Genomic DNA, 25,892 nt, shown 5'->3' with positions numbered 1-25,892 from the left:
CCCGATTCCGCCCCTGGGCGCACGGCCTCCGGCCTTCGCGCACGGGGCTCCTGGCGGGGCTTGAAAGAAACAGATCGCCCGAAGGCGAATAAAAAGGCCTGGTTCGTCTGGAAGACCCATACTTCCAGGACTTCCAGGAGGTGCGTATGCCCATGCTGCTGCAGGTCGTCCTCTCTTGCGCCATCCTTCTGCTCACAGGCTTCCTGGTGCCACTGCTCATCCAGGCCCGCCGGACCGCCCTCTCGGTCCAGCAGTTCGCCGAGAGCGCCTCGCAGGATCTGCGCCAGGTGTCGCAGGACGTGCATGACCTGCGGCTGCAGGTGGAAGCGGTGGGCCAGCTTGCCGCCGAATCGCTGGCTCATCCCACGATGCTGACCCAGGTGGCTGCGGGGGTGGCTTCGGGCCTCCGCGGGTCCTTCATGCGGCCCACTCGCCTTGAGCCCTGGCTGGAGGCGCTCGTGACAGGCCTTCAATCCGCCCTACATTGGATCCGAGGCCGCGCCGCGGATCCTCAGAAGGAGGGAGCCCATGAGCGATGAACGGTACGTTGGGAACTCTCTGCTGTTCTTCCTCGCAGGAGCGGCCGTGGGGGCCACCATCGCCGTACTCACCACGCCCAAGACCGGGCCAGAGCTGCGCGGAGACATCAAGGGGCTCGGCCAGCGGGTGCGAGACCGCTTCGCCAGTTCCAGGCCCTTCGAGCGGGAACGGGACAGAGACCATGACATGGTAGGCGCCTGAAGGGGCATTGCCCGCTCGACGCCACCCCAGGGGATTCCAGCCAACAGGACCCCAGGCGATGACCGCGCCTGGTCGATGCCTGGCAGGATGCCCTCCTGCCGACGGGACCGGGCCTGGATTTGGCCGGCATCGCCGGGTGGGGGACTGCGCCAAGGACGGGGAAGGTCGCGTCCACTCCCCGTCTTGTGGCCGGGGGCTCCAGGTCCCGGTGACCATCCGGGCGCACGCAAGCCGGCGCACGGGAACGCTCCCGCGCGGGTGGATGGACCGAATAGGACGCAGCGGCCGATCCTCGCCAAGACGGCCTTGGGTGGGATGAGGTCGATCGGCTCCTGGGCGACCCCGGCATCGAGTGGGGGCTTTTGCAGCCCTTTTCTGTTGAGACATTGACTCAGTTTTTTAAAAACCTACCTTGGCTTGGTCCAAGGACAGCTGCGGGCGCGGACCTCGCGTGCCAGGGAAGCGGTGTGGTCCTGGTCTAGAGGAGATGCCCATGGGATCCCAGGTGGACGAAGTCCGTGCAGCGTCGGAGCGGTTCTACGCCGGGCTGAACCGGATGGCCAACGGCGATGCGAGCCTTCTTGCCGACAGCTGGTCGCAGGGTGCGGACGCGACGGCCATGCACCCCGTCGGTGGACGGGAAGTCGGCTGGGGCAAGGTTTGGGATTCTTTCCAGCAGGTCGCCCAGGCCTCCACGGAGGGGCGGATCCGGCTGGAGGACCAGATCATCCGGGTCACGGGGGACTTGGCCTACGAGCTGGGCGTCGAGCGCGGGGCGTTCAAGCTGGCCGGCCAGCCTGCGGCCATCGACATCCGCGTCACCAACATCTATCGGCGTGAGGAAGGCACCTGGAAGATCGTTCACCACCACACGGACGTTTCCCCGGCGATGGTGGAGATCCTCAACCGGATGCTCGCAAAGTCCTGAGCTCATGATCTCTGGGGCCCCGCAGATGCGGCCCCAGTTCCACCCAAGAGGAGGGCCATCATGTCTTACGGCATCGTGCATCATTTCCCCGGCGGCACCAAGGCGCAGTACGAGGCGTCCCTCGCGGCGGTCCACCCCAGCAAGGACAGTCTGCCGAAGGGGCAGATCTTCCACGCGGCCGGTCCGTCAGCCGGAGGCTGGACCATCGTGGCGATCCACGAGTCCAAGGAAAGCTGGGAGCGGTTCCGCAACGAGATCCTGATGCCGCGCATGCAGCAGGGCATCAAGGGTGGGTTCACCACGCCACCGGAGGAGACCGCCTTCGACGTCGCCAAGCAGGTCTTCCATGAGGCCTCGCTGACGCACTAGGGCCTGTTTCCGACACAGGTCCTGGCTCGCCCTGCCCGCACGGCAGCGCGGCCGCTGGGGAACGTGCGGCGGCTTGATTTTCGATAAATTTTCGCCATACTTGGATCCCCCAGGAGGTCCCGGTGCTGGCGATGTGGGTTCCCGAGCTGCCGTTCCAGCTGGCCTGCGGGCGGGACGGGGGCCTGCGGGACCGGCCCCTGGCCTTCCTGAGCCCCGAGAGCCCCCGCTCGCCGGTGCTCTGGTTCGTGAACCGCCTGGGCCGGGCCGAGGGGCTGGCCCCGGGCCTGCCCCTGGACCAGGCCCTGCGGCGGGCGCCGGGCCTGCGGGTGCTGGATCCCTCGCCCCAGGTCTGGTGGGAGGCCCAGGCCGACCTGGGGACCTTCCTCCAGCACTGGACGCCCCAGGGCCAGCTGGGCCGCCTGGGCGAGGCCCTGGTGGAGCTCCAGGGCACTCAAGCGCTCTTCGGGCCCCTGGCGGACACCGCCGAGCGCATGCGCCGGGAGCTGGCCGAGCGCCGCGGCTGGGCCAGCCATGGGGGCCTCTCCCTCAGCGCCACCGCCGCCCAGCTGGCCGCCCGGGCCGAGCATGAGCTGGAGCGGGTGGGGGAGGGGGCCGAGGCCGCCTTCCTGGCCCCCCAGCCCCTGCGCCGCCTGCCGGACCTGCCCCCGCGCCTCCACGATCGCTTCCACCGCCTGGGCCTGCGGGTCTTCGGGGACCTCCAGCCCGTGCCCCTGCCCGTGCTGGCCGAGCTCACGAACCCCAAGGCCGCGCCGGATCTGCGGGCCCGGGTCCGCGGCGAGGACCGGCCCAGGCTGCCCCTGCTCACCGAGCGCCCCGGCCATGCCCGCCACGGCTGGCGCCTCCAGCCCCCCCGCCTGCCGGAGGAGGTGGCCCTGGCCGTCCGCTGTCTGGACTGGCTCTGGTCCGACCCCCGCCACCCCCGCACGCTGACCCTGCGATGGTGGGACGTGGACGGCGAGCCCCACACCTGGCGGGCCGCCCCCGAGGACCTCACGGCCCCGCCCCTGGTCCTGGCCCGCCGCCTCCAGCAGGCCTTCCTGGCGGGCGCCACCCGCCGCCTCCTCGTGCGCGAGGTGGAACTGCGCCTGGCCTGGGGCCTGGGCCGCGAGCGGGCCCTCTTCGAGGATCCCCGGAACGCCAAGCTCGAGCGCCTGGAGCCCGCCCTGGCCCGCCTCCGCCGCCGCTTCCCCGACCGGGCCGTCCTGCCGGGGTGGATGGCCCGGGGCGCCTGAGGCCCCATGTTCGCTCTCGGCATCTCCGATTTCTCTGTGGGTGAAGGCGTCTACCCGGCGAGGCAGCTGCTGTCGCTGGCGCGGCGCCTGGGCTACCGCGACCTGGTCTGCTGGGACCGGGGGGTGGCGGGCTATCCGAAGCTGCGGGCGGAGCTGGACTGGATCCACGAGGCGCGGCGCCTGGAGGGCCTGCCGCCGGATCCGCGCTGGACGGGCTTCCGCCTGCACCTGGGCAGCCGCTTCACCTGGCGGGGCCACGGGTATGGCGCGCTGCCCTTCACGGATGCGGGCTACGCGGCCCTGAACCGCCTGCTCTCGGCCCAGGCCCACCTGGACCGCGAGCCCCCCATCCCCGGCCTGGGCGCCTCCGAGCCGCCCCTGGACTGCGTGCTGCTGGCCGACGACCTCGCGGGCCTGGATGCGCTGCTGCGGGAGGGCCTCTATGGCGCCCTGCTGGCCCATCCTCGCCGCGCCCAGGAGGCCCGGAAGGCCCTGGCGGCGGGCCTGGAGGTGGTGGCGCCCCAGGTGCTGCGCTTCCGCACGGCCGAGGGCCTGGAGATGCACCGCCTCAAGCGGGCCATCGATCAGCAGACGACGCTCATCCGCATGGAGGCCCTGTGGGATTCCGCCGAGGCGGCCGTGCCCCGCGCCGACTGGGAGGCCCGCTTCCCCTTCGGCGAGCCCGCCGTGGAACGGGCCACCGCGGCTGTCCTGGAGCGCATCTCAGGCTGGAGCATCCACTGGGGGGCTTGGGTGCTGCCCGAGCCCCTGGGCCGCGAAGGCGCGGACCTCAACGCTCTCCTTCGGGAAAAAGTGCGGGCGGGCGTGGCGGCACGCTTCCGGAGCCCGGGCGGCGAGGTGCTGGCCCGCATGGAGCAGGAGCTGGACCTCATCGCCTTCAAGGGATTCGCCCGCTACTTCCTGCTGGTGGAGGACATCGTGCGGGCCGCCCGGGGCGCCGCCCCGCGCATCTGCGGCCGGGGCAGCGGGGCCGCGTCCCTGGTGAGCTACGCCCTGGGCCTCAGCAACGTGGATCCCGTGGCCACGAACCTCATGTTCGAGCGCTTCCTCACGAAGGAGCGCAAGGACCCGCCGGACATGGACCTCGACTTCGCCTGGGACGAGCGGGACGCCGTCATCCAGTCCGTCTTCGAGCGCTACGGCCGCGACCGCGTGGCCATGGTGGCCAACCACGCCTTCTTCAAGGCCAAGGGCGCCCTGCGCGCCGTGGCCCAGGCCCACGGCCGGCCCGACAGCGAGCTCAAGCAGCTGGCCCGCTTCGTCCGCGGCTGGGAAGGGGGCCTCCCCCGCGCCGCCGAGAACCCCGCCTGGGAGGTCATCCTCCGCCAGGCCGCGGCGCTCCAGGGCCACTTCCACCAGTTCTCCGTGCACCCCGGCGGCACCGTCGTCACCCCCGGCCCCTTCTGGGAGCACGCCGCCTTCCAGCCCGCGCCGGCCAAGGAGGGCGTCTCCACCACCACCTGGGACAAGGACGGCGTGGAGGGCTACGGCCTGGTGAAGATCGACCTGCTGGGGAACCGCAGCCTGGCCGTCATCCGCGATGCCTACGCGGTGCTGGGCGAAGCCGTGGCCGCCGACCCCGGTACGCATGCACGCGAGGATCCCGCCACCCAGTCCCTCCTGGCCCGGGGCGACAGCATCGGCGTCTTCTACGTCGAGAGCCCCGCCACGCGCCAGCTCCAGCAGCGGGTGCGGAAGGGCGACTTCGAGACCCTGGTGATCCACTCCAGCCTCATCCGGCCGGCGGCCTACCGCTGGGTGGACCGCTACGTGAAGCGCAGCCGCGGCGAGGAGGCCTGGGAGCCCAGCGATCCCGTGTTCAGCGACCTGCTCTCCGAGAGCTTCGGCGTGCTGGTCTACCAGGAGGATGTCCTCAAGGTCTGCGTGGCGCTGGCGGGCTGGAGCCACTTCGAGGCCGACCGGCTCCGCAAGCTCCTGGGCAAGCCCGACTGCGAGGCGAAGCTCCCCTACTTCGAGGCCCGGTTCCGGCGCGGATGCGCAGAACGGGGCGCGCGCCAGGCCACGGTGGACGAGGCCTGGGACATGATCCGCACCTTCACGGGCTACTCCTTCTGCAAGCCGCACTCGGCCAGCTACGCCCAGGTGAGCTTCGAGAGCGCGTGGATCAAGGCCCACCATCCGGCCGAGTTCTTCGCCTCCGTCGTCACCAACCAGGGCGGCTACTACCCCGCCATCGCCTACCTGGGCGACGCCCGACGCCACCGGCTGGTGGTGCGCGGGCCCGACGCCAACGCCTCCGCCTGGGCCTTCACCGCCGAGGGCGGCCAGGCCCTGCGCGTGGGCCTCATGCAGGTGCAGGGCGCCCTCGAGAAGGAGGTGCGCGGGCTGCTGGAGGAGCGCGAGCGCCACGGCCCCTTCGCGGACCTGGATGACCTGCTGGGCCGGGTGAAGCCCTCCGTCACCACCGCCGAGGCCCTCTGCGCCGCCGGGGCCTTCGACCGCTGGGCGCCGGACGGTGACCGCACGCGCCTCATGTGGGCGCGGCTGGGCGGCGTGCCCCCCGGCGTGCGCCCGCGCCCCACGGACGCCTTCGACCGCGCCGACCTGGAGATGGCGACCATGGCCCTCACCCTGGAGATCCACCCCGCCGCCCTCGCCCGCGTGCGGAAGGGCGGCGGGCCCGACCGCGTGGCGGATGTGGGGAGGGGGGGAAGCCCGGGTACGGCTTGGCCGGACCCGGGCGCGGGGGCCCGGGCGGGAGGCTCCATGTCCGCGAGCGCCGCGAGCGGGAGCGCGGTGCAAGGCACCGTGCGATCCATGGAGGCGCGCAGCGCAGCGGAGCGTGGAACCCCCGGACGATATCTGCGCTTCTGGGCCTTGGTCGTGGCCGACAAGGAAGTGGCCACCGAGAAAGGCGACCGCATGCAGTTCGTCACCTTCGAGGACGAGACCGGCCTCTGCGAAGCCGTGGCCTTTCCCCCCGTCCTCCGCCGCCGCCAGCGCCCCTTCCGCGTGGGCGAGGTCGTCTCCATCAGCGGGAGGACGACCCTGCAGGACGGACTGGATGTGTTCGAGGTTCAGTGAAAAGGAGGGGCAGCCACAGATGAGCGCCGACGAGGAAGGCACGGATGAGTCTCGCCTGTCCCAAGGGGCGCGTGCGCAGGAAGAGAGAGGGGGGGTCAGGCCTCCGAGCGTTTCACCACGTAGGTCTTCGAGATGGAGTCATGCCAACCACGGGACTCAGCCCCGAAGCAGGAGAACGGCTCGAAGGGGATGTACCGCGAGAAGGACCGTCCGATCGCCTTGCCAAGCGAAATGGGCCCGCCCGACTCGTCCACCACACGGGTCTTGGTCACGAGCTTGCCCAGCGTGAAGCCGAACTTGTATTCCATGAACGAGTAATAGATGACGGTGACGAGGATTCCGTAGAGGTTCGCCATGCAGCCTGTCTTCAGGTGAGCGGCCCCAGCGGCTTTGAAGATCAGAACGATGGCCACACCAAGGGAAAACTGAAGTGCATAACAAATGATGTTATCAATCATGAAATTGGCGAACCTCGTGCCTGCTCCCACCATCTCGATGGGAAGAGGCGCCAGTTCGCCTTCCTCGGTCAGCACGCTGGCGGGTGGCAGGTAGGGGTTGCGGGGCTGATCCATGGGTGCCTCTGGTGGGTGGTGATGCTCGTCGAATAAAGCTGGCTGGCCCCGCCTGCCCCGAGGCGACGAGCGGAGTCGAGGAAGCGGGATGTTGAGAGAGGCCGGGAGGCCATGTAGGCGAGGTCCGTGCTGCGCGGAAGGGAAGGCTGACGAGCGAACCGCTCCGCATCATCTGCCCCCAAATAGTGGGGAAGCTGTCGGGTTCAGCAGATGGTAGGCAGACATAACGAAAAGACCGACCCAAAAAAGGAGCAACATGAGTGAAAATAGAGTGAGCATAAAAGCAAATGCTTTTATCAATATGGGACGATTTTTATCAATATTATTGCTCATCACAAAAGCACGGCACTGACCCGCACCCGCTGCAACAAGAATCAATGGGAAAGACCATTTTTGGAATGTGAGAGTTTGGTGCGTTTTACCGAAAATTAAAGCCATGAGAATAAAGAAGATGATTGGTCCAAAGGTCCAGCCGACCAACTTCAGGGCGGAGGAATGAGGCGCTTGTTGATTGGGTGCACTGTTCATCTGGCGTCCTGACGAAGGAGACCAACCGGCCCCGCCTGCACTGAGGCGAGGCGCGGAGCCGAGGAAGCGAGCAATTGAGAGAGAGCGGAAGACAAGGCAGGCGGAGCCTGGGATGAGCGCAGGGTCAGGGCCAGGTTGGCCTTGACTGAGGTGGTGGAATATTTTTGGAAGAGCCCTGGTCCGTGTTGCGGAAGTAATAGATGCAGAAGACGGCCATGACGAGTAACGCCCAAAACACGAGGCTCGATTTGCGGGGCCCTCCGTTTGCGGCCGCCTTCGACGGCTGGCCTGCCATGGGCCCATACAGAAGATTATGGAAGGCATTCCCAGCGATTGAAGGCGGCAAGTCAACCCTATCGGCTTTGATCTCGATGGGTTTTGCCTCTTCGGCAGAAGGGGGCCGTGGATGTTGATTTTCGGCTGGTATTTTAGGGCGGTTCATTGGTTTGCTCCGAGCAGGCCCTAACGAACAAAGCTAACCGGCCCCACCTGTACCGAGGTAATGAGCGAAGCCGTGGAAGCGGGAAGCTGAGAGAGAGCGGAAGACAATGCAGGCGGGATCCGACTTGAGCGGAGGGTTATGCCTGGTCGGCGCATTTGGAGAATGAACAAAATTGTTCCCAAAATGAACCTAGGGATGAATTAGGATTGTCGTGCAGTTCATGTTTGGCATCAGTTAGGGCTGATTGAAGATCGTTTACTTCAATTGTATCCATAATTAATTTCATGGCCTCACCTGTGACTCGATGTGTCTCGAAGCGAGTTTTTAGGTGATTCATGAGGCTGGTGAGCGTCGCTTCGACTGCATCAAGCACTGCTTCCTTAGAAGCTGGAGGGAGATCCTTGAAGGTTGAATGAAGATTGTTCAACTCGGGCTCCTTGGGAAAGGTCTAACGAATGAAGCTAAGCGGCCGCGCCTGCACCGAGGCGATGGACGGATCCGGGATAGCGAAATGTTAAGAAAGAGCGGAAGGCAATGCAGGCCGGGGCCGACTTGAGCGGAGGGTTAGATTTCCGTGCATCACTCTTTGGGCTTTGTTCCTGTTTTTGCAGACAGCTTGAGGAGAGGCTCGCCTTCAAGTTTTAGGAATTGAAGCTGATCAGACGCCGAGGCGATCTTGGCATAGCTAGCGGCCAACAATGCCTGGTGATTCTGATCCTCATCATCTGAATCTTTTGGTTTTTTAGGCTTCTCCATTCGAACCTCTACATTGAACCCTCGATCAATACGATCAGCCATTTTGTTTAGTACGAGTTTAAGCTCTATGGAAAGTTCGTTTGCCCTTCCCTGATCACCGTTTGGCATGTACTCAGCAAGTAAGTCCTTTATAAGTTCGTCGATCCCATTGGCCATCATTCCATTTGCATGCTTCTCTATGCCTTTCAGGTTTTCTTTTTCCAAACCTTGTTTGACCAACTCACTTTGAAGTTTTCGTATCTCTAGAAGTGACTTATATAGTGCGATAATTCTTTCGATTGCAGTTGCGACACAGGCCCCTACTACAGCAGTAGCTTCGAGGTACACAGTCAAATCAGTGGATGAGATTGTTTTGATTTCAAAACCTGGCCGACTACCAGTAGAAAGTTCCGAAAATACACCAAAGATCCTATTCAGTTCTTCCAACTCTTCCGCGAAGTGATCAAGGCGGTTATCCACAAAGGAACGCGGTATGAGCACGCCAAGCTCGCAGTCGCCTGGTTCTAGTGTTTCCGATCCAATCTTAAGTGTCTTTACACCAGATAGAAATTGATCAACACCGCTTGATACTGCCTGCAGTTGATTGAACAGCTCCTGTAGCTCTTGTTGTGCAACAGAAGGCGTAATTTGGTTACGATTAAAAATATTCGATATTTCTTGTTCCAACCTTAAGCCAACGATGTTCGCGGCACCAATTTCCTGCATGACCTGAATCCAAGTCGGGCTGAATTTATTTACCTTCGCATTCCTGAGTGCACTGGTGAGCTGCTCTAAAAACTGGCTTGTCTGCTGCTGAAATTGTGGCTGGTTTGGTTGATTTATCTGATTGGAAAGTGAGGATATGAGCTGCTGGAGAAGCGGAAGGGTAGATGTCGTTGATAGGTCCGCTTGGAGAGCCGCAGCTATAGCGTGAAGGCGTTCAACATTCATGGCAGACCCTTTCAGGAAATCTAACGAATGGCGCTAACCGGCCCCGCCTGTACCGAGGCGATGAGCGGAGCCAAGAAAGCAGAATGTTGAGAGAGAACGGAAGACAATGCAGGCGGGGTCCGAGTTGAGCGCAGGGTTAGACAGATTTGGTGCGGCCTTTCGGCCTTCTGATTGCAGTTGAGTTGATGAGGTATAGCTGGCCTCGTTGTGTTATCTGACAGGCCCTCACCATTCGGCCAGGGCTTTCCGGAGAAGGGGATATTTGGCAAAAAGTGATCAATCCGAGTGCAAGAAACTGAACTTTAATTTTTTGGAACTCAGATTCCGTGATGGAAAGGGATGTGATTTCGCGGTCAGGGTATTTAGATTGCGCTACCGATTTGTATCTATCCTTAAAGTGTTTAGTGATTGCGGCCTTCACCTGTGTATCAGGGCACACCTCGATAACCAAAGGACCGATCAATGAAAAGATTTCGTCCCAGTTGAATCGAAGTCTGTCCTTGCCTCTAAACATTCTTTCTGGGGATCCCCATGGCGCTCCATGTTTCGATAGTGTAAAATTTATATCAATATCATGTGTATCTTTGCCTTGCGCCAAGTCTTCAATGCTCCGATCGGTAAGGCCCTTTAGATCGGCAAGTTCTTTCTGAAGAGAGTCGATTGTTTTTCGAAGATCTAGAATTTCCTTGGTCGCCTCGGAAGAAGCAATTGCATCGGATTTGATCCAGCCGGTTCTTGGGTTTCGCTTGGTTGAATCGATTAAAGCTACAATTAGTTTTGCTTGTAGATCATCTTCGGTCTGCCAGTACGAGCAATGATGGCGTTTTTCTATACGCTTCCTGAAGGCGTCTACCTTTTTCCAAAGCTTGGCCGATTCCTCGGTCTTGTTTCTCGGAAGTTCCTTTGGATCTTTATGTAGCAAGGGAATAACAGGAATCTCTCGACTGAGTGCATATTCATATTCTCGTTCTGTGTAGCTGATACCAGCTTCATCAATGCTTCCGTATTTCCCGCCTATTATAATTACATAATAATCAGAAATGTTAATGACATCGCATATTAATTGCCATGCACTGTCATCCGTTGCAGGAAATAACTCCATGCCTGCAGGCATGTGATTTAACCCAAGAATTGCTTTCTGCGCGGCTTGTCTTTCTTTCTGCAAATCGAGAAAGGTGGAACTCACGAAGACTTGAAATCGTTTTTCCATGAGGCACCTGTGCTGAGTCTAACTTTAGTATTAGGCGAACTGAATGGCAGAAGCCAATGAACGCTTTTTGGGTGGAAGTTGAGGCTGGGCTATTTCGCGATCATGTTCCCACTTGGCCGGTTTGATCCTCATCACAACCGGCTGAACGGTGCGAAATGGCCGCTGAACGGTCCGGAGGGTCTGGCCGGGGGTCCGGATGGCGCGTGAGGGGCGATGAACCCTTCAGCCCGGGGTTCTCCTGGGAAAGGCTTTTTCAGCCGGTGATGAACGGGGATGGACGGGGATAAGGCAGGGCAGGTCCCTGCCTGGGTCCGCCCCTGGATGAGCCCATGCTGCGTGCGGCCAAGGCCCCATCCGTACAATCACTGGGATCACCGGCTGAATGGCCTTTTGGCTTTCCTGAGGATCGGGAAGCGCCAGCCTGAAAGCTCGAACCGCGAATGACGCCAATGAGCGCGAATGCGGCCGGGACGGGCCGCCTGGGCCTCTGGCCCCCTGCCGCGCGATGCGCGACAGGCCCCGCGTGCGGCGGCGGGAGCACGGTCATCCGCCATTCGCGCGCCCGCAGGGCGATTCGCACCATTCGCGGTTGCCTCCTTTTCTGGCTGAGCCAGGCCGATAACCGGACTGGCTTTTCCATCCCCGCCCATCCCCGTTCATCACCGGCTGAATGCTTTTGCTTTTCAATCCGTGTCCATCCGCGTTCATCCGTGGCTCACATCGTCCTTCCCATCCCGGTCACCCCCGGAATCCCACCACTCGCCCCAGGTCCCTTCCGGTTCTTCAGGCTTGGGGGCAGGATGCTTCGCGGAGGTGTCCCATGCATCGGTTCGCTGTTGCCTTGCTCTCGGTTGCGCCCGTGCTCGTTGCCCAGGCGCCCCCCCTCAGGCTGCCCGAGGCCAGTCCCCGGGCCACGCTCAGCCAGACGGTGGGGCTGACGGACATCGAGGTGAGCTACCATCGGCCGGCGGTGAATGGCCGCAAGGTCTGGGGCGGGCTGGTGCCCTACGGCGAGGTCTGGCGAGCCGGGGCCAACGAGAACACCGTGGTGACCTTCTCCAGCCCCGTCCGGGTGGGCGGGACGCCGCTGCCGGCGGGGCGCTACGGCCTCCACATGCTGCCCACGGCCACGGCCTGGACCGTGATCTTCAGCAGCCAGTCCCACGGCTGGGGCAGCTACAGCTACGACGCCAAGGAGGACGTGGCCCGGGTGCCGGTGACGCCCGTGCCGGCGGAGCCGACCGAGCGCCTCGCCTACACCTTCGACGATCCCGGCGAGCAGGGGGTCACCCTGTCGCTGCGCTGGGAGAAGCTGCGGGTGCCCATCCCGATTGCGGTGGATTCCAAGGCGGTGGTGGTGCAGAGCCTGCGGGAGCAGCTGCGCGGCCTCCACCAGTTCTACCCGGAGGCCTGGAGCGGCGCCGCGGGCTGGTGCGTCCGCCACGACGTGAACCTGGACGAGGCCATGACCTGGGTGGACCGCTCCCTCGCCATGCGGGAATCCTTCACGGCCCTGCGCACCAAGGCCGCGCTGCTGGACAAGAAGGGCGACGCCGCGGGCGCCGAGGCCCTGCGGGCGAAGGCCCTGGCGAGGGCCACCGAGGCGGAGGTCAACCAGCTGGGCTACACGCTGCTGGGCCAGAAGAAGGTGGACGAGGCCATCGCCCTCTTCCAGCGGAACGTGAAGGATCACCCCGACTCCTGGAACGTCTACGACAGCCTCGCCGAGGCCTACACCCTCAAGGGCGACAAGGCCCGGGCCGCCGCGAACTACCAGAAGGCCCTCGACAAGGTGAAGCAGGAGGACCAGCGCACCCGCATCCACCGCGAGCTCGACAAGCTCAAGTAGCGGGGATCGGAGGATTCCACATCCTGAAGCAGGCGGATCGGACCCGCCTTAGTCGCCGGGCTTGCAGTCCTCGCAGGGCTTCATCCCGGCCTTCTTGGCCTCGGCCACGGACGTGAAGTCCACGCGGGTGTGGGCCTTGTCGATCTCCTTCACCCACTTGCAGTTGGCCTTGTGGTACACCTTTGTCTCCTTGCAGCCCACGATGACCTCGGCCTTGGCCTTGGCCTTGGCTTCGACTTCGGCCTTCGGCTTGTCATAGGGGTGAGCGGCCAGCTGGCTCGCCATCAGGGCCGCCATGGTCAGGAGCTGGAGCGTTCGCATCGGGCACCTCCTCCGGAAGGCGAATTGCGAGACTCAATTTCGGTCGATTCGCGCCCGGCGCCAGACCCTAGGGACGGATGACGGCCATCGAGAGGGGCCTGTGGGGTCTCGAGCCAAAAGGGAAAAAGCAGCAGGATTCATATTGTCTAGACTGGAAATTCTCCCTATCGTGAATCCCCATGAGCCACCCCATGGAAAAGCGGTCCTGCCCCCGGGCGATCCTGAACCAGATCGTGGAATTCGAATGCGTGGACACGGTGCTCGGGCCGCCGGCGGAGATCCGAGCCACGGGCATTGGCCGCGACATCAGCGACGCGGGCGTGAGCCTGCTCACCAACTGCCTCCTGCACCGGGGCGAGGTGCTGACTGTCCACGTGCCCACCGGCGTGGAGGACGCCGCCCGGTCGGTTCTCTCCGAGGTGAAGTGGATCCAGCCCACGCGGCATGGGATCCGGGTCGGTCTGAAGTTCATCGCCTGACGGGCACCTGCTAGGATCCCTGCATCCTTCAGGCGGGGTCCCATGCTCAGCAGGCACAGGAGGGGCGCATCCGTGGCGGCGGCCCTGCTGGCGCTGGCGGCCTGCACGCGTGCGCCGCGCCGAACCGTGGAGCGGCCCCCCTCCAGCCTGGTCGGGGCGCGGGTCATTCCCCGGCTGGGCTACACCCTGCAGGCCGGAGCCTTCGCCAAGGTGGAGAACGCGGCGCGCTTCGCCCAGGCGCTGCAGGTGCAGGGTCTGGAGGCGGCCTATTACGGCTCGGAGGACGGCCTCTACCGGGTGCGGTTCGGAGACTTCGCCACCAAGGAGAAGGCCCGGGCCCGCGGCGAGGCCCTGAAGGCCGCCGGGGTGATCGAGACATTCTGGGTGGTGGCTCCGAACGGATCGGCCCCGGGGGCCGGCGGGCGTTTCCAGGTCCACCCCGAGGACGAGAAGGGCCTGCGGGCCAGCCTGGTGGAGACCGCCACGGGCTACCTGGGCGTGCCCTACCTGTTCGGGGGCACCACGGAGAAGGGCTTCGACTGCAGCGGCCTCACGGGCGCCGTGTACCGGCTGAACGGATTGAAGCTGCCGCGCTCCTCCCAGGCCCAGTTCGAGGTGGGCAGGGCTGTGGACCTGGATGACGCCCGGGCGGGGGACCTGCTCTTCTTCGCGACGAACGGGGGTGGCCGGGTGAGCCATGTGGCGCTGTACCTGGGGGATGGGGCCTTCATCCACGCGCCGCGGCCGGGGCAGGGCATCCGCCGGGACCGGCTCTCGGACCGCTACTACCAGCGCGCCTTCATGGGGGCGCGGAGCTACCTCTAGGGGGTTTTGCCGCGACCCCTAAGATGCGCCCGCAAATAAATTCGTCGATTTTTTGAAAATTGGATGCGGAATGGCCTTAGACTGGAAATCGCCCGCCGGTCGTGCGGGTATCAAAAAGCGTTGCTGCCTCGCCTGGAAGGAACAATGCATCTACATCCAGGACGAAGAAAGCAGGTAGTTACATGGCTCAGGGAACCGTGAAGTGGTTCAACGCCGAAAAGGGTTTCGGATTCATCACCCCCGATGACGGTGGTGCGGATCTGTTCGTTCATCACTCCGCCATCGAGACCACGGGTTTCCGCACCCTGGACGAGAATCAGCGCGTGAGCTTCAACGTGGGTCAGGGCCAGAAGGGCCCCCAGGCCACCAACGTCACCAAGATCTAACCGTACCGTTCACACGGAATCGGCCTCCTTCGGGGGGCCGATTCTTTTTCGGATTTCGCCGCGGCCGGTCCCGCTCAGCTTATTTCCTTGGCCCGAAAGGCCTCCGACCGTATTCTGGTCACTTGCGCAAGGAGGAGCCCATGGCTCACGAAGGTCACGAGCACGGACCGGACTGCAATCACGATCACGACGATTCCTTCGAGATCGAAGTCGTTGAACTCGAAGACGAGAATGGCGAGAAGGAAGAGTTCGCGATTCTGGAAGAGCTCGAGTTCGAAGGCCGCGACTTCGCCATTCTGGCCCCCCTGGCCGAGCTGCAGGCCCAGGAGGACGGCACCGCGGACCCCGAAGAGGGCCTGAGCCTGGAGATCTTCGAGGTGAAGGACGACATGTTCACGCCCCTCGAGGACGAGGAGCTGGCCGAGCGCCTCATGAAGCACCTCGACGAGCAGGAAGCCAAGCTCAAGGCCGAGGAAGAGAAGGACTGAGCGGAATCTCCGTCATTCGCAGGAAGGCCCCCGGTTGGGGGCCTTCCTGCGTGAATCCGTAGATCGAGCTTGGATGCAATGCTACTTGGGTGAGGGTACGTCCTTGCCTTTCGCGGGGTATTTCTTGGCGACTTCCTTCTGGTGGGCCTGCTCCTGGGCATTGGCCTCCTTGGAACGCTTTTCCGCCGTGTCGTCCTTCTTGCGTTCCTTCGCCTGGGGCGGATCGGCTTGCCGGACCCTGTCCACCGTATCCTTGGCTTTCGCCCGGCTCTTGTCCTCCTTGCTCTGGGCGGAAAGGGCCGTCGATCCGGCCAAGATCATCGTTAGGGCAAACATGCCCACCTTGTTCATGCGCAGCTCCTTTTAAGCCTTTTGGCTTGGCTCAATATAGAAGCCCCTGGCGTCTGATCAAGCGATGGGCCCAGGCTGGGGGTCATTCTTCTCTCAAAACCCGAGTGCCTGCCCTTGCCGTACTCTGGAAGGATGTTGCCCGACTCGATCTTCTTCGATGGCCGAATCCTGTTCCTCACGGAGGATCCGGAACCGATCCATCGCCAACTCGCGGGCGATGACCTGGATCCCTCGGCAATCGGTCCCCTGCGCGACCAGATCAGCACCGACGAGATCACGCCGGCCTTCATCTGCTACCACTACGACGAGAAGCTGGGTGACTTCCCCTACCTGGGCCTGAAGTGCGGGGATCGCTTCCCGGTGAAGGAAGGTGCCGTGAAGGCCGGCGGCTTCGCGGTGAGCGTGGCGGGGAAACGCCGCGGCAAGGGCAGCAGCCGCGAGGCCAGCCCCTATGCCGAGTGGTGCGCGGGCCTCCGGCTGGTGATCGCGGAGAGCTTCGAGCGCATCTACCGGCAGAACTGCCAGAACCTGGGCCTGCTCACCAGCACGGACTTCGGCCTGATCGCCCGGCTGCGGCGCGGCGAGGGCATCCCCCTGGCCGAATTCACCGAGGGCCTGGATCCCGTCACGGCGGAGATCGTGCGGCGCGGGGGTCTCTTTGCCTACAACGCTGCGCGCCTAGCGGGCGAGGTGGCACCGCCGCTGCCCGCCCACAAGCCGCGTCCCATGACCTACGCCGAGAAGCTGCTGGCGCGCCACACGGTGGTGGACGCCGCGGCCGGGCAGGTGGGCCTGCGGGTCGTGAAGCCCGGTGACGGCCTCTTCGTGCAGGCCGACTGGCGCTTCAGCCACGAGTACGTGACGCCCATGGCCGCCAGCTTCCTGGAGAAGGCGCTGGGGCCGGACGTCCAGCTGCGCGATCCGTCCTCCATCCTGGCCTTCCGCGACCACCTCACCTTCCTGCGCCACAGCATGAAGGCTGAGCACCGGGCCATGGGCCTACTGGCGGTGGCCGAGGGCCTGAAGCCCGCCCAGGAGGCCTTCTGCGCGAAGCACGGCATCCGGCTCCACGGCGAGCTGCCCGACGGATCGGGCAGCGAGGGCATCTGCCACGCCATCATGGCGGAGCGCTACGCCCTGCCGGGCCAGGTGGTGGTGGGCACGGACTCGCACACGCCCCACGCCGGCGCGCTGGGCTGTCTGGCCTTCGGCGTCGGCACCACGGACATCGCCTGCGCCTGGGTGACGGGCGACGCGCGCGTCACCGTGCCCCCCACGCTGCGGGTGCGCCTGAATGGGCGCCTGCGCCCCGGCGTGTCCGCCAAGGACCTGGTGCTGCACCTGCTGGCCCAGCCCCTCATCCGCGAGGGCGGCGCCATCGGCCACGTGGTCGAGTACCAGGGCGAGGCCCTGCGCGACCTGGACACGGACGAGCGGGCCACGCTCACCAACATGGCGGCGGAGATCGGCGGCTTCACGGGCCTCATCGCGCCGGATGCCGAGACCGTGCGCTTCGTGAAGGAGCGCCGGGGCGCGGAAATCACGCTGGAGCCCTGGATGCGCGGCGACGAGGACGCCGAGTACGCCAAGACCCTCGACGTGGACTGCGCGGCCCTGGGGCCCATGCTGGCCCGCCCCGGCGATCCGGGGAACGGCCTGGCCCTGTCGGGCCTGGGCGAGACGGTGCCCATCCACATCGCCTACCTGGGCAGCTGCACCGGCGGCAAGCGCGAGGACCTGCGCCGGGCCTACGAGGTGGTGAGGGCTGCGGCGGCGGAGGGACGGCGTATCCCCGAGGGCGTGCGGTTCTTCGTGCAGTGCGGCAGCGAGGACGTGCGCCGCCACGCCGAGGCGCAGGGCTGGATCGCGGCCTTCGAGGCCGTGGGGGCCGTGGTGCTGGGCAGCTCCTGCGGCGCCTGCATCAACGCCGGGCCCGGCGTCTCCACGCGACCCGACGAGGTGACCATCAGCGCCATTAACCGCAACTTCCCCGGCCGCAGCGGGCCGGGCCAGATGTGGCTGGCCAGCCCCGCCACCGTCGCCGCCAGCGCCCTGGCGGGGCGCATCGCGGGGGTGGAGGCGTGATCGATCCGGTCCTGGCCGCCCGCTACCGCGCCCTCCTGCTGGCGAACCTCGCCCGGCCGGGGGCGCCCGCCTGGGATCCCCGCGCGCGCGTGGCGGTGGTGGACGCGGCCCGCCAGCGCCTGGGCCTGCTGGAGGACGGACGGCTGGTCTTCGAGGCGGTGGTCTCCACGGCGAAGAACGGCCTGGGTTGCGAAGAGAACTCGTACCGCACGCCCACGGGCTGGCACCGCATCCTCGCGCGCATCGGCGAGGAGGCCGAGCCCGGCGCGGTGTTCAGGGCCCAGCAGCCCACCGGCGAGGTGTGGCGCGGCGAGCCGCGCGACGAGGACCTCATCCTCACCCGCGTGCTCACCCTCGAGGGCCTGGAGGAGGGCTGGAACCGCGGGCCGGGGCGGGACTCCCGGCTGCGCTGGATCTACCTCCACGGCACCAACCAGGAGCACGAGCTGGGCACGCCGGTGTCCCATGGCTGCGTGCGCCTGTCCAACACCGACGTGGTGGCGCTCTTCGACCGCATGGCCGAGGGGGATCTCCTGCTCATCGCCGAGGACCTGCCCGGTGACGGCTTCGGCCTGGGACGGCTCCACTTCGCGGGCGTGGCGGGCAGCGGCATGAGCGCCCTGGCCCAGTTCGCGTGCATGAAGGGCGGCCGGGCCAGCGGCAGCGACCGCAGCTTCGACCGGGGCCAACGGCCCGATGCCCGGGCGCAGCTGGAGGACCTGGGCGTGGCGATCCATCCCCAGGACGGCTCGGGCCTGACCGGCGACTGCGCGGCCCTGGTGGTGTCCACCGCCGTGGAGGACGAGGTGCCGGACGTGGCCGCGGCCCGGCGCCTGGGGGTACCCGTGCTGCATCGCTCGGAGCTGCTGGCGCATGTGGTGGCGAAGTACCGGACGGTGGCGGTGACGGGCACCAGCGGCAAGTCCACCACCACGGCCATGGTTTTCGAGATCCTGCGGGGCGCGGGGCGCGACCCCTCCGTCATCACCGGCGGCGAGCTGGTGGCCCTCCAGCGGGAGGGACGCTGGGGCAATGCCTGGGCCGGTGCGTCGGACCTGCTGGTCATCGAGGCCGACGAGAGCGACGGGTCCGTGGTGCGCTACCACGCCGCCGTGGGCGTGATCCTCAACCTCCAGAAAGACCACAAGGACATGGCCGTGGTGGCGGAGATGTTCCGCGCCTTCCGCGCCCAGGTGCGGGAGGCCGCCGTGGTGGGCGAGGCGGAGAATCTGCGCGAGTTCGCCATGGGCGCCACCACCTTCGGGTTTGCGGATGGGGCCGGATTGCGGGCCGAGGGCCTGGTGCTTGGCGCGGAAAGCACCGCCTTCCGCGCAGGGGGAAAGGATTTCAGGCTGCCCGTGCCAGGCCTCCACAATGTCGAGAATGCCTTGGCGGCCATGGCGGCTTGCCAGGCGGTGGGCGTGCCGCTTGAAGCCATGGCGGGGCCGCTGGCTGTCTTCCAGGGCGTGGCCCGGCGCTTCCAGGTGCTGGGCGAATGCCGCGGCGTGACGGTGGTGGACGACTTTGCGCATAATCCCGCCAAGGTGGCGGCCTCCCTCCGGGCTGCCCACCTGCGCACGGCGGCCTCTGGCGGACGGGTGCTGGCGGTGTTCCAGCCCCACGGCTTCGGGCCCCTGAAGTTCCTGCGGGCGGAGTTCGTGGACGCCTTCGCCGCGGAGCTCGGGCCGCAGGACCGCCTCTGGTTCCTGGACGTGTTCTACGCGGGCGGGACGGCTGCCCGGGACATCACCAGCGCCGAGGTGGTGGCCGAGATCGCCACGAAAGGTACCGCCGCCGAAGCCGCACCTTCGCGGGAATGGCTCGTGGATCGTCTGACTGGCGAAGCGAAGGCGGGTGACCTCATCCTCGTGATGGGGGCGCGGGATCCCTCGCTCACGGACCTGGCCAAGGCCATCCTCGTCGCCCTCTGAACCGGGCGCTCCGGGTACCCTGGGGCATGGAACCCACGACCCTCCGCGCTGTCATGGCCGCCCTCCGCAAGCCGGAGACGGGCTGCCCCTGGGATCTGAAGCAGACCCACGTGTCGCTGGCCCGCTACCTTCGCGAGGAGGCGGCGGAGGTGCTGGACGCCCTGGCGGCGCACACACCCGGCGATCCCGTCACGGAAGCGCACCTCTGCGAAGAGTTGGGCGACCTCTGGCTGCAGATCGCCTTCCACGCCCAGCTGGCGGCGGACCGGGGCGCCTGGGATCTCCATGACGTGGAGCGGACGGTGGTGGAGAAGCTCGTGCGCCGGCATCCGCACGTGTTCGCGGAGGTCGAGGTGGAGGGCGCGGACGAGGTGCTCACCAACTGGGCCGCCATCAAGCGTGAGGAGAAGGGGCTCCACGGCCGGGATCCGCGCCTGCTCGAGGGCATCCCGGCCTCGCTGTCGCCCATGGAGGAGGCCCTGGAGATCGGCCGCCGCTGCGCGAAGGTGGGCTTCGAGTGGCCCGATCTGGAGGGCGTCCTCGACAAGGTGAAGGAGGAGGTGGCGGAGCTCCAAGCCGAGTCCGACCCTGTGCGCGTGGAAGAGGAGTTCGGCGACGTGCTGTTCAGCCTCATGCAGTGGGCACGGAAGAAGGGGGTGGACCCGGACCGGGCCCTGCGCCGCCAGATGACGCGGTTCAAGGGCCGGTTCACGTCCGTGGAGGATGATGCCCGGGCCGCGGGCGGATGGGACCGACGCACCCTCGACGAGATGGAAGCCGCCTGGCAGGCCGCGAAGCGGAGGCAGAAGCCATGATGGTCCTCGCGCTGCTCGCGTCACGCGGCGGATCCCCGCCCCCGCCCGCAATTCTGCTGCTGATCCCGGTGGTCTTCCTGGCGGGCTCCTGGCTCACCAACCGGCTCATGGGCATTCCCGCGCTCTATGCGGCCTTCCCCGCCGATCCCACCGACCCCATCGAGAAGAATCTCGGCTGGCAGCAGGTGGAGTTCGGCGCCCTGCGCGGCCACTCGCCCATGTCCCTGAAAGTGGGCCGTCGCTGCCTGCACATGAAACAGCCCTTCCCTTTCCAGCCCGCCTGGTGGCAGGGGCCGGCCAGCATCCCTTGGAGTCAGATCCGGCTCGAGAAGGAAGCCAGCGGATCCTCCTGGGCCTTCATGAGCGCCGCCGAGTTCCGTCTGGGCGCCGAGGGGCGGATGATCCGCCTGCGCGGCAGGGCCGCCCGGACCCTGCAGGCGCTCGTGCTCGAGAAACAGGGCGCCGGCGGCCAGGCCTTCGCCACAGGCCTGCCGCCGGGGCAGGGGGCGATCCGGCCCAGGTGAACCCCAGGTGAACGACGGGCTGGCGGCTATTTTCCGGTCAGCTTGGCATCCTCGATGATCACCGCGTAGGTGTAGCCGGCGCCGAAGTCCTTGTCGGTCTGGACCACGCCTTGGATGGTCACGGTATCGCCCACGGCCACTTCGGCCTGGCTGGTGGCGGTGAGGTCGTTCGTGCCCTTCTTCGGGTCGCCGCTGCCGTCCTGGAGATGCAGCCAGTTCTTGCCCATGATGCCCTTGGTGTATTTCACGACCTTGGCGCGCAGCGTGACGCCCTTCCCCTTCAGGTTCTGTTTCTGGGCCCAGATCTCGGCCACAGTGCGGGCGTCTGCGCCGGCGGCTTTGGCCACCTTCCCGACCTTCACGGGCTTGGCGGGGCGTCCGGCCTGGCCGTGGGGATTGGCCCCGGTTGCCGGAGCCGTGCCCGGGGTGGCCAGGGTGCCGAAGTAGACCTCAGCAAAGGTCCGCTTCAAGGTCTTGGATTCGAAATTCGTCATCAGCACGGCATTGGCGACCGTGACGTTGGCGCCCTTCTCGGCCTTGGCCTCGGGGACGGCGGTCCACACCTCGCCCTTGGCCGTCTTTAGACGGAGGTAGCAGTAGGGCGAAGCCTCGAGGCGCTCGAGCACCTTGCCTGTCAGGTCCTCGCCCTTGGGGATCTGGGCTCCCGTGGGGTGGGGCGCGGGCGAGGTAGCCTGAGGCGGGTTGGCCGCCGTGGCGGCTGGGCTGAAACCTGCCATCACGAAAGCGGAGAGAAGAAGGGAGAGGGCGCTGGACATGGGGAGTTCCTTTGGTGGATGAGGTGCAAGGACCTATCGGGCTTGAGCGGAGTGATCCCGAGGGGTCGTGGCGTCTGGGTGATCAGGCGGCCGGATGGGGGTGCATCTTCGGCATCTTCGCCCCCAGGTGGCTGAAGTGCTTGCCGTAGGCGGCCATCATCTCCTTGCAGGCGCTCAGGAGGTAGCGGCGCTTGAAGCCGTCCGGCAGGGCCCGGATCTGGGGGATCTTCTGGGCGTAGAAGGTCATGTAGCAGCGCCCCAGAGCGATGGCGACCTCCTCGATCGTCATGTCGTACGGCTCGATGATCGGGGTGGACAGGTTGTATTTGGAGTAGTCGTGGACGCGCACCCGGTCCTGCATCTGGTCGTAGAGGGGCGTGAAGGGCATGGGCGTCAGGACGGGGAACACCGCGATATCGGGGTTCATCCGGATGGCGACCTCGATGGTGCGGTCGATGGAGGCCTGGGTCTCCGTGGGGTGGCCGATCATGAAGGAGGCTTCGGTGACGATGTCGTGCTCGCGGGCGAGTCGGATGGCCTGGACGATGGCGTCCACGTCGTTGCCCTTGTTGAGGGAGGCCAGCAGCTCGTCCGTGCCGGCCTCGGCCCCGATGTAAAGGTGCACCACGCCCGCCTCCCGGTACTTGGGCAGCAGGTCCGCGTCGCGCACCACATCCTCCGCGCGGGTCTCCATCAGCAGCCGGATGCCGAGCCTGGCGTCGATGATGAGGTCGAGGAGCCGCTCCCAGCGCTCCCGGTCGTGGGTGGGGTACGGGTCGATCATCGTGATGGATTCGACGGCGTAGCGGTCCACGAGCAGGCGGATCTCCTCGATGACGTCCTCAGGCGTCCGCGCGCGCCAGTCGCCCCGCCAGAAGGCCCGGTGGCTGCAGAACGAGCAGCCCATCATGCAGCCGCGGGAGGTGAGGATGGAAGCCATGCGGCCCGGCGGATCGATGCGGTAGCGGTAGGCGTCCCAGTCCAGCAGGTGCCAGGCGGGCTTGACTGCGTCGAGGTCCGTGATGTGGGGGCGGGTCTCGGTGACGATGATCTCGTCGTCGCGCAGGAAGGCGAGGCCGCGGACCCCGTCCAGCGCGCCGCCCGGAAGGGCGGCCAAAAGCTCGGGGAAGGTGGCTTCCGCTTCGCCGCGCAGGACGATGTCCACGGCCCCGGAGGGATCCCGCAGAAGCTCGGCGTATTTGAAGGTGGGGAAGGGGCCGCCGATGAGCGTGGTGATGGCGGGATCCACCGCCTTGGCCAGTCCCAGGGCCTTCATGGCCGCGGGCACCACCGCCGTGCTGATGGCGCCGGTGACGGGCAGGTAGTCGTAGGCCACGACGATATCCGGGCGGTACTCTTCGACCTCCGCGCGGATGCTCTCGAAGCTGGCGCCCTCCCGGTTCATGGCGTCGTAGATGCGGGCCTCATGCCCCGCCCCCTCGACGGCCCCCGCCAGGTAGGCGATCTGGAGCGGCGGCCAGGTGCCGATGACCTCCACCCCCCAGCTGGAGTAGGGTGGCACCACGAAGAGAACCTTGCTCACGACGTCACCCTCATTGCCTTTCGCAACATCATTCTGGGGTCAAAGGTGGCGGAAATAGTCACAATCCCCGGTCACTGGAAGTAGGCGGCGTGAAGCGAGGGCAGGAGGAAGGGGAAGATGAAGGCCGTGAGGATGGAAACCCCGAAACAGCCGATGGTGAACCAGGCCGTGGCCCGCGGGCCCAGGCGGTAGAACAGCCGCAGGTGCAGCAAGGTGCCGAAGCAGAGCCAGGTCACGAGCGACCAGGTCTCGATGGGATCCCAGCCCCAGTAGCGGCCCCAGGACTGATGAGCCCAGATGGCGCCGGCGATGATGGTGGTGGACCAGAACACGAAGCCGAAGCCCACGAAGCGGATCATCGAGGCATCCAGGACCTCCGCCGACGGGAACCGGGCGAGGAAGGGGCTGGTGGCGCCCTTGAGCTTGCGGAGCACGAGCACCGCGGCCGCGAAGGCGAGGAGGAACGCCCCCACCGCCAGCTTGGTGAAGAAGATGTGGAAGACGAGCCAGATGGACCGCAGCGTGGGGGGCAGCTCCTTGGCTTCCGGGCTCGCCAGCAGGCCCAGGCCCATCATCAGGATCGCGGCGGGCAGGACCACTAGGGCTAGCCCCGCCCAGCGGGGTCGCCGCCACAGCACGATGAGCAGCATGAGGATGGCGATCCAGGCGTTGGAGGACAGCACTTCGTACTTCAGCATGTAGGGGCCGTGGCCCGTTTCGATCCAGCGGATGACGAGGGCCGCCCCGTGGGGCAGGAGGCCCAGGGCCGCGAGCCCGCGAGCCCAGCGGACCCGCGCGGGGTGGTCCCAGAGCAGGGCGTGGGCGAAGAGGATGGCGGCCAGGGCGTAGACGCCCACGGCCGTCCAGTGGAGGAGAGTCTCCTGGAAGAAGGGGCTCATGGCTTTGCTCCCTGGGTGGCGGGCGCGGTGATCATGCCGTGGGCATCCTTGGCGTCGATGTTCCAGGGGACTTCCTTGCGTCCCACCTGGGGTGGTGCCGTGAACTTGGTCTCCTCCACCAGCCAGGTGCCCTTGTGGTAGCTGAACCGGTAGAGCATCTCGTAGTGGTCCACGGAGGCTTCGCCCACCTGCCGGCCCGTGGCGGTCTGCACATCCCGGTAGCGCCACTGCTCCCGGGTGTGGACCTGGAGACTGTCGGCGGCCTGCTCGACCTTCGTCACCTCCAGGTCTTCCAGGCGGGCATCCAGGGTCAGGCCCATGTCCATGCGCACGCCGATGAGGCCGAGGAGGCGCTTGCCATCCGGCGCGTCCGGTCCCACCACCTCGTCGATGAGACGGACATCGTTCTTCCGGTAGGCCTCGCTCACCACCTGGTTGTAGCGGGCCACCAGCATCCTGGCCTCGCTGGAGGACACCCGCGAGCATCCGAGGCCCAGGGGAAGGGCCAGGACTGCCAGGGCAAGGAACATTCGCATGATCACACCTCACCTCCATGGTCCCGTACCAGGCGCTCGAACCGCTCCCGGAACAGGGGGGCGAAGCGGTGGGGCCGCAGGGCCACTACCACCCTCTCGAACTCGCCTTCAGGCGTGACGGCCACCAGCTCGTCCACTCGCGTGATCCCGTAGGTGAGGGCGGCTCCCGTCAGGGCCAGGGCGAAGCCCAGGTAGGCCAGCCCGATGGCAGGGTCGTGATTGCCGTGGAGCCGGGCCCAGTAGGGGAGGCCGTGCAGCTTCAGCGCGCCACCCCCGGGCAGGGGCAGGCTCTCGCCGGGCCGCAGGGGGCCCTCCGCCAGGGTGGCGGGGCCGTCGAGGACGCGCACCTCCGCCAGGCCGGGGCGGCTGCCATCCCCGGGCATGGGCACCCGGATGCGGGCGCGCAGGTGACCCGGCCCCTGAGAGTAGGCTCCGAAGGCGGCGGCCTCCTTCTTCTCCAGCAGGATGGCGGTCCGCTGGGGCGGCTTGGCGGGGAGACTCCATTCCACCAGGGCCGCAGGGCCGTGCTGGTTGTCCGCGTAGAGGCGACCCCGCGGCACGGGCAGGTCCTGGTTGATGCCCATCTCGCGCATCTGGTCTCCGTTCGACGTCACCTCCGCCAACCGCAGGCGGAGGGTCCGCAGATCGCCACCGCCGTAGCGTGTGCTCTCCACGGACACCAGGCGCAGGGGCGTCTCCAGGCGGAAGGGCGAGCCCAGGGGCCCGGGCCACTGGGCCCCCCAGGCCTCGACGGCGGGCGGGAGCACCTCCCCTTCGTAGAGGTCCACCACCGCGCTCACGCCGAAGAGAGCCTGGAGGGCGCCGGCGAGGATTACGCAGAGCAGGCCCAGGTGGAACAGGGGCGAGCCCGCCAAGCCCAGGCGACCGCGGGTCCGCAGCGTCGTGGCAGCCCCCGAGGCGGGCCGCGTGAATTCCGCGCGGAAGGGGGCGCCGCGGAAGGCACCCTCCGTGGGGGTGAGTTTCCACTGGGCGGCCAGGCGGCGGATCTGCTCGACCACCACGATGGACAGGGACACGGTGGCGAAGCCCAGCGCGACCAGGAAGGGCGGGCTGGTGAATACATGGTCCAGGGCCAGGTGATCCGCCAGGAAAGAGAGGAAGGGCCCGTGCTGGCGCAGCCACCCCACCTCGGCGGCGGCAGCCACGCCGGCCTGGGGCAAGGCGGCTCCGAGGCTTCCCAGGAGCGTGATAACGGCCAAATCCCCGACGATGGTCGCCGGGGAGATGAGGAAGTGCTTCAGCCGCTGAAGCCAGGTCACGCTCAAGGA

At 66.2% G+C, this 25,892-nt stretch carries 27 protein-coding genes; 15 read left to right on the top strand and 12 right to left on the bottom strand.

Features of this window, described 5'->3' with window-relative positions; genetic code table 11:
* Positions 1-146 precede the first annotated feature (146 nt).
* From ML539_RS07725 to ML539_RS07700, 6 genes are all read left to right on the top strand, one after another.
* Positions 147-539, top strand: coding sequence for a DUF948 domain-containing protein (locus tag ML539_RS07725; protein ID WP_243322229.1), 393 nt, complete (start codon positions 147-149; stop codon positions 537-539).
* Positions 529-741 carry a YtxH domain-containing protein gene (locus ML539_RS07720; protein ID WP_243322227.1) on the top strand — a complete coding sequence of 71 codons (213 nt, stop codon included), beginning with the start codon at positions 529-531 and terminating at the stop codon, positions 739-741. The genes ML539_RS07725 and ML539_RS07720 overlap by 11 nt, the downstream gene beginning before the upstream one ends.
* A 493-nt stretch (positions 742-1,234) precedes the next feature.
* Positions 1,235-1,669, top strand: coding sequence for a nuclear transport factor 2 family protein (locus ML539_RS07715; RefSeq protein WP_243322225.1), 435 nt, complete (start codon positions 1,235-1,237; stop codon positions 1,667-1,669).
* Positions 1,670-1,729: 60 nt separating this feature from the next.
* A complete protein-coding gene (locus tag ML539_RS07710; protein ID WP_243322223.1) occupies positions 1,730-2,038 on the top strand; it encodes a hypothetical protein in 309 nt (102 codons plus the stop codon).
* Positions 2,039-2,169: 131 nt separating this feature from the next.
* Positions 2,170-3,291: a hypothetical protein gene (locus ML539_RS15450; protein ID WP_279341563.1), complete on the top strand. Its 1,122-nt coding sequence runs from the start codon at positions 2,170-2,172 to the stop codon at positions 3,289-3,291.
* Between the two features lie 6 nt (positions 3,292-3,297).
* The gene (locus ML539_RS07700; protein WP_243322220.1) at positions 3,298-6,357 is read left to right on the top strand and encodes a hypothetical protein; all 3,060 of its coding nucleotides are present in this window, start codon (positions 3,298-3,300) and stop codon (positions 6,355-6,357) included.
* A 95-nt stretch (positions 6,358-6,452) separates the two neighbouring features.
* Here the strand turns inward: ML539_RS07700 and ML539_RS07695 are convergent, their stop codons facing one another.
* The 5 genes from ML539_RS07695 to ML539_RS07675 all read right to left on the bottom strand — a co-directional run bounded on the left by ML539_RS07695 (position 6,453) and on the right by ML539_RS07675 (position 10,795).
* On the bottom strand, positions 6,453-6,929 hold the full coding sequence (locus tag ML539_RS07695; RefSeq protein WP_243322219.1) for an RDD family protein: 477 nt from the start codon (positions 6,927-6,929) through the stop codon (positions 6,453-6,455).
* Positions 6,930-7,097: 168 nt separating this feature from the next.
* Complete coding sequence (locus tag ML539_RS07690; RefSeq protein ID WP_243322217.1) at positions 7,098-7,457, bottom strand: hypothetical protein; 360 nt, start codon at positions 7,455-7,457, stop codon at positions 7,098-7,100.
* Positions 7,458-8,035: 578 nt separating this feature from the next.
* Positions 8,036-8,326 carry a hypothetical protein gene (locus ML539_RS07685; RefSeq protein WP_243322215.1) on the bottom strand — a complete coding sequence of 97 codons (291 nt, stop codon included), beginning with the start codon at positions 8,324-8,326 and terminating at the stop codon, positions 8,036-8,038.
* A 152-nt stretch (positions 8,327-8,478) separates the two neighbouring features.
* Positions 8,479-9,585: a hypothetical protein gene (locus tag ML539_RS07680; RefSeq protein WP_243322213.1), complete on the bottom strand. Its 1,107-nt coding sequence runs from the start codon at positions 9,583-9,585 to the stop codon at positions 8,479-8,481.
* Positions 9,586-9,721: 136 nt separating this feature from the next.
* Positions 9,722-10,795: a DUF4062 domain-containing protein gene (locus tag ML539_RS07675; RefSeq protein ID WP_243322210.1), complete on the bottom strand. Its 1,074-nt coding sequence runs from the start codon at positions 10,793-10,795 to the stop codon at positions 9,722-9,724.
* A gap of 859 nt (positions 10,796-11,654) precedes the next feature.
* Between ML539_RS07675 and ML539_RS07670 the strand changes: the two genes are divergently transcribed.
* The gene (locus ML539_RS07670; protein ID WP_243322208.1) at positions 11,655-12,644 is read left to right on the top strand and encodes a DUF2911 domain-containing protein; all 990 of its coding nucleotides are present in this window, start codon (positions 11,655-11,657) and stop codon (positions 12,642-12,644) included.
* A 48-nt stretch (positions 12,645-12,692) separates the two neighbouring features.
* Here the strand turns inward: ML539_RS07670 and ML539_RS07665 are convergent, their stop codons facing one another.
* Entirely contained in the window at positions 12,693-12,965 is a 273-nt protein-coding gene (locus ML539_RS07665; protein WP_243322206.1) for an Ada metal-binding domain-containing protein, read from the bottom strand.
* Between the two features lie 179 nt (positions 12,966-13,144).
* Between ML539_RS07665 and ML539_RS07660 the strand changes: the two genes are divergently transcribed.
* The 4 genes from ML539_RS07660 to ML539_RS07645 all read left to right on the top strand — a co-directional run bounded on the left by ML539_RS07660 (position 13,145) and on the right by ML539_RS07645 (position 15,143).
* The gene (locus ML539_RS07660) at positions 13,145-13,444 is read left to right on the top strand and encodes a PilZ domain-containing protein (protein ID WP_243322204.1); all 300 of its coding nucleotides are present in this window, start codon (positions 13,145-13,147) and stop codon (positions 13,442-13,444) included.
* Between the two features lie 42 nt (positions 13,445-13,486).
* Positions 13,487-14,269 (top strand): NlpC/P60 family protein, encoded by a 783-nt coding sequence (locus tag ML539_RS07655; RefSeq protein WP_243322202.1) that lies wholly within the window; start codon positions 13,487-13,489, stop codon positions 14,267-14,269.
* 182 nt (positions 14,270-14,451) lie between these two features.
* Entirely contained in the window at positions 14,452-14,655 is a 204-nt protein-coding gene (locus ML539_RS07650) for a cold-shock protein (RefSeq protein ID WP_243285857.1), read from the top strand.
* Between the two features lie 140 nt (positions 14,656-14,795).
* The gene (locus tag ML539_RS07645; protein WP_243285858.1) at positions 14,796-15,143 is read left to right on the top strand and encodes a DUF1292 domain-containing protein; all 348 of its coding nucleotides are present in this window, start codon (positions 14,796-14,798) and stop codon (positions 15,141-15,143) included.
* Between the two features lie 81 nt (positions 15,144-15,224).
* Here the strand turns inward: ML539_RS07645 and ML539_RS07640 are convergent, their stop codons facing one another.
* The gene (locus ML539_RS07640) at positions 15,225-15,494 is read right to left on the bottom strand and encodes a hypothetical protein (protein ID WP_243322200.1); all 270 of its coding nucleotides are present in this window, start codon (positions 15,492-15,494) and stop codon (positions 15,225-15,227) included.
* Positions 15,495-15,626: 132 nt separating this feature from the next.
* On the opposite strand from ML539_RS07640, the gene ML539_RS07635 reads away from it, so the two are divergent.
* The 4 genes from ML539_RS07635 to ML539_RS07620 are packed head-to-tail and all read left to right on the top strand — an operon-like array spanning position 15,627 to position 20,849.
* Entirely contained in the window at positions 15,627-17,579 is a 1,953-nt protein-coding gene (locus ML539_RS07635) for an aconitase family protein (RefSeq protein WP_243322198.1), read from the top strand.
* Positions 17,576-19,510 (top strand): L,D-transpeptidase family protein, encoded by a 1,935-nt coding sequence (locus tag ML539_RS07630; RefSeq protein WP_243322196.1) that lies wholly within the window; start codon positions 17,576-17,578, stop codon positions 19,508-19,510. Before ML539_RS07635 ends, ML539_RS07630 begins: the two co-directional genes overlap by 4 nt.
* Before the next feature lie 26 nt (positions 19,511-19,536).
* Positions 19,537-20,325, top strand: coding sequence for a nucleoside triphosphate pyrophosphohydrolase (mazG, locus tag ML539_RS07625; RefSeq protein ID WP_243322193.1), 789 nt, complete (start codon positions 19,537-19,539; stop codon positions 20,323-20,325).
* Positions 20,322-20,849 carry a hypothetical protein gene (locus tag ML539_RS07620; protein WP_243322192.1) on the top strand — a complete coding sequence of 176 codons (528 nt, stop codon included), beginning with the start codon at positions 20,322-20,324 and terminating at the stop codon, positions 20,847-20,849. The genes mazG and ML539_RS07620 overlap by 4 nt, the downstream gene beginning before the upstream one ends.
* Positions 20,850-20,875: 26 nt before the next feature.
* Here ML539_RS07620 and ML539_RS07615 read toward each other — a convergent pair whose 3' ends face one another.
* The 5 genes from ML539_RS07615 to ML539_RS15435 all read right to left on the bottom strand — a co-directional run bounded on the left by ML539_RS07615 (position 20,876) and on the right by ML539_RS15435 (position 25,883).
* Positions 20,876-21,625 carry a hypothetical protein gene (locus ML539_RS07615; protein ID WP_243322189.1) on the bottom strand — a complete coding sequence of 250 codons (750 nt, stop codon included), beginning with the start codon at positions 21,623-21,625 and terminating at the stop codon, positions 20,876-20,878.
* Between the two features lie 82 nt (positions 21,626-21,707).
* Positions 21,708-23,168: a radical SAM protein gene (locus tag ML539_RS15670; protein ID WP_243322187.1), complete on the bottom strand. Its 1,461-nt coding sequence runs from the start codon at positions 23,166-23,168 to the stop codon at positions 21,708-21,710.
* A gap of 71 nt (positions 23,169-23,239) precedes the next feature.
* Positions 23,240-24,067 (bottom strand): cytochrome c biogenesis protein CcsA, encoded by an 828-nt coding sequence (gene ccsA, locus ML539_RS07605; RefSeq protein WP_243322186.1) that lies wholly within the window; start codon positions 24,065-24,067, stop codon positions 23,240-23,242.
* Positions 24,064-24,603 carry a hypothetical protein gene (locus ML539_RS07600; RefSeq protein WP_243322184.1) on the bottom strand — a complete coding sequence of 180 codons (540 nt, stop codon included), beginning with the start codon at positions 24,601-24,603 and terminating at the stop codon, positions 24,064-24,066. The genes ccsA and ML539_RS07600 overlap by 4 nt, the downstream gene beginning before the upstream one ends.
* Before the next feature lie 2 nt (positions 24,604-24,605).
* Positions 24,606-25,883 (bottom strand): cytochrome c biogenesis protein ResB, encoded by a 1,278-nt coding sequence (locus ML539_RS15435; RefSeq protein ID WP_347710743.1) that lies wholly within the window; start codon positions 25,881-25,883, stop codon positions 24,606-24,608.
* Between the last annotated feature and the right edge of the window lie 9 nt (positions 25,884-25,892).

The sequence above is a fragment of the Geothrix sp. SG200 genome, assembly GCF_022808935.1.
Classification (GTDB): Bacteria; Acidobacteriota; Holophagae; order Holophagales; family Holophagaceae; genus Geothrix; species Geothrix alkalitolerans.
This window is presented reverse-complemented; position numbering and strand designations above follow the sequence as displayed.

Bases quoted from the DNA above. Each gene is read 5' to 3' on its own strand.
- ML539_RS07725 (WP_243322229.1), top strand. From the start codon at position 147: ATGCCCATGCTGCTGCAGGTCGTCCTCTCTTGCGCCATCCTTCTGCTC.
- ML539_RS07720 (WP_243322227.1), top strand. From the start codon at position 529: ATGAGCGATGAACGGTACGTTGGGAACTCTCTGCTGTTCTTCCTCGCA.
- ML539_RS07715 (WP_243322225.1), top strand. From the start codon at position 1,235: ATGGGATCCCAGGTGGACGAAGTCCGTGCAGCGTCGGAGCGGTTCTAC.
- ML539_RS07710 (WP_243322223.1), top strand. From the start codon at position 1,730: ATGTCTTACGGCATCGTGCATCATTTCCCCGGCGGCACCAAGGCGCAG.
- ML539_RS15450 (WP_279341563.1), top strand. From the start codon at position 2,170: ATGTGGGTTCCCGAGCTGCCGTTCCAGCTGGCCTGCGGGCGGGACGGG.
- ML539_RS07700 (WP_243322220.1), top strand. From the start codon at position 3,298: ATGTTCGCTCTCGGCATCTCCGATTTCTCTGTGGGTGAAGGCGTCTAC.
- ML539_RS07695 (WP_243322219.1), bottom strand. From the start codon at position 6,929: ATGGATCAGCCCCGCAACCCCTACCTGCCACCCGCCAGCGTGCTGACC.
- ML539_RS07690 (WP_243322217.1), bottom strand. From the start codon at position 7,457: ATGAACAGTGCACCCAATCAACAAGCGCCTCATTCCTCCGCCCTGAAG.
- ML539_RS07680 (WP_243322213.1), bottom strand. From the start codon at position 9,585: ATGAATGTTGAACGCCTTCACGCTATAGCTGCGGCTCTCCAAGCGGAC.
- ML539_RS07675 (WP_243322210.1), bottom strand. From the start codon at position 10,795: ATGGAAAAACGATTTCAAGTCTTCGTGAGTTCCACCTTTCTCGATTTG.
- ML539_RS07665 (WP_243322206.1), bottom strand. From the start codon at position 12,965: ATGCGAACGCTCCAGCTCCTGACCATGGCGGCCCTGATGGCGAGCCAG.
- ML539_RS07660 (WP_243322204.1), top strand. From the start codon at position 13,145: ATGAGCCACCCCATGGAAAAGCGGTCCTGCCCCCGGGCGATCCTGAAC.
- ML539_RS07655 (WP_243322202.1), top strand. From the start codon at position 13,487: ATGCTCAGCAGGCACAGGAGGGGCGCATCCGTGGCGGCGGCCCTGCTG.
- ML539_RS07650 (WP_243285857.1), top strand. From the start codon at position 14,452: ATGGCTCAGGGAACCGTGAAGTGGTTCAACGCCGAAAAGGGTTTCGGA.
- ML539_RS07645 (WP_243285858.1), top strand. From the start codon at position 14,796: ATGGCTCACGAAGGTCACGAGCACGGACCGGACTGCAATCACGATCAC.
- ML539_RS07640 (WP_243322200.1), bottom strand. From the start codon at position 15,494: ATGAACAAGGTGGGCATGTTTGCCCTAACGATGATCTTGGCCGGATCG.
- ML539_RS07635 (WP_243322198.1), top strand. From the start codon at position 15,627: ATGTTGCCCGACTCGATCTTCTTCGATGGCCGAATCCTGTTCCTCACG.
- mazG (WP_243322193.1), top strand. From the start codon at position 19,537: ATGGAACCCACGACCCTCCGCGCTGTCATGGCCGCCCTCCGCAAGCCG.
- ML539_RS07620 (WP_243322192.1), top strand. From the start codon at position 20,322: ATGATGGTCCTCGCGCTGCTCGCGTCACGCGGCGGATCCCCGCCCCCG.
- ML539_RS07615 (WP_243322189.1), bottom strand. From the start codon at position 21,625: ATGTCCAGCGCCCTCTCCCTTCTTCTCTCCGCTTTCGTGATGGCAGGT.
- ccsA (WP_243322186.1), bottom strand. From the start codon at position 24,067: ATGAGCCCCTTCTTCCAGGAGACTCTCCTCCACTGGACGGCCGTGGGC.
- ML539_RS07600 (WP_243322184.1), bottom strand. From the start codon at position 24,603: ATGCGAATGTTCCTTGCCCTGGCAGTCCTGGCCCTTCCCCTGGGCCTC.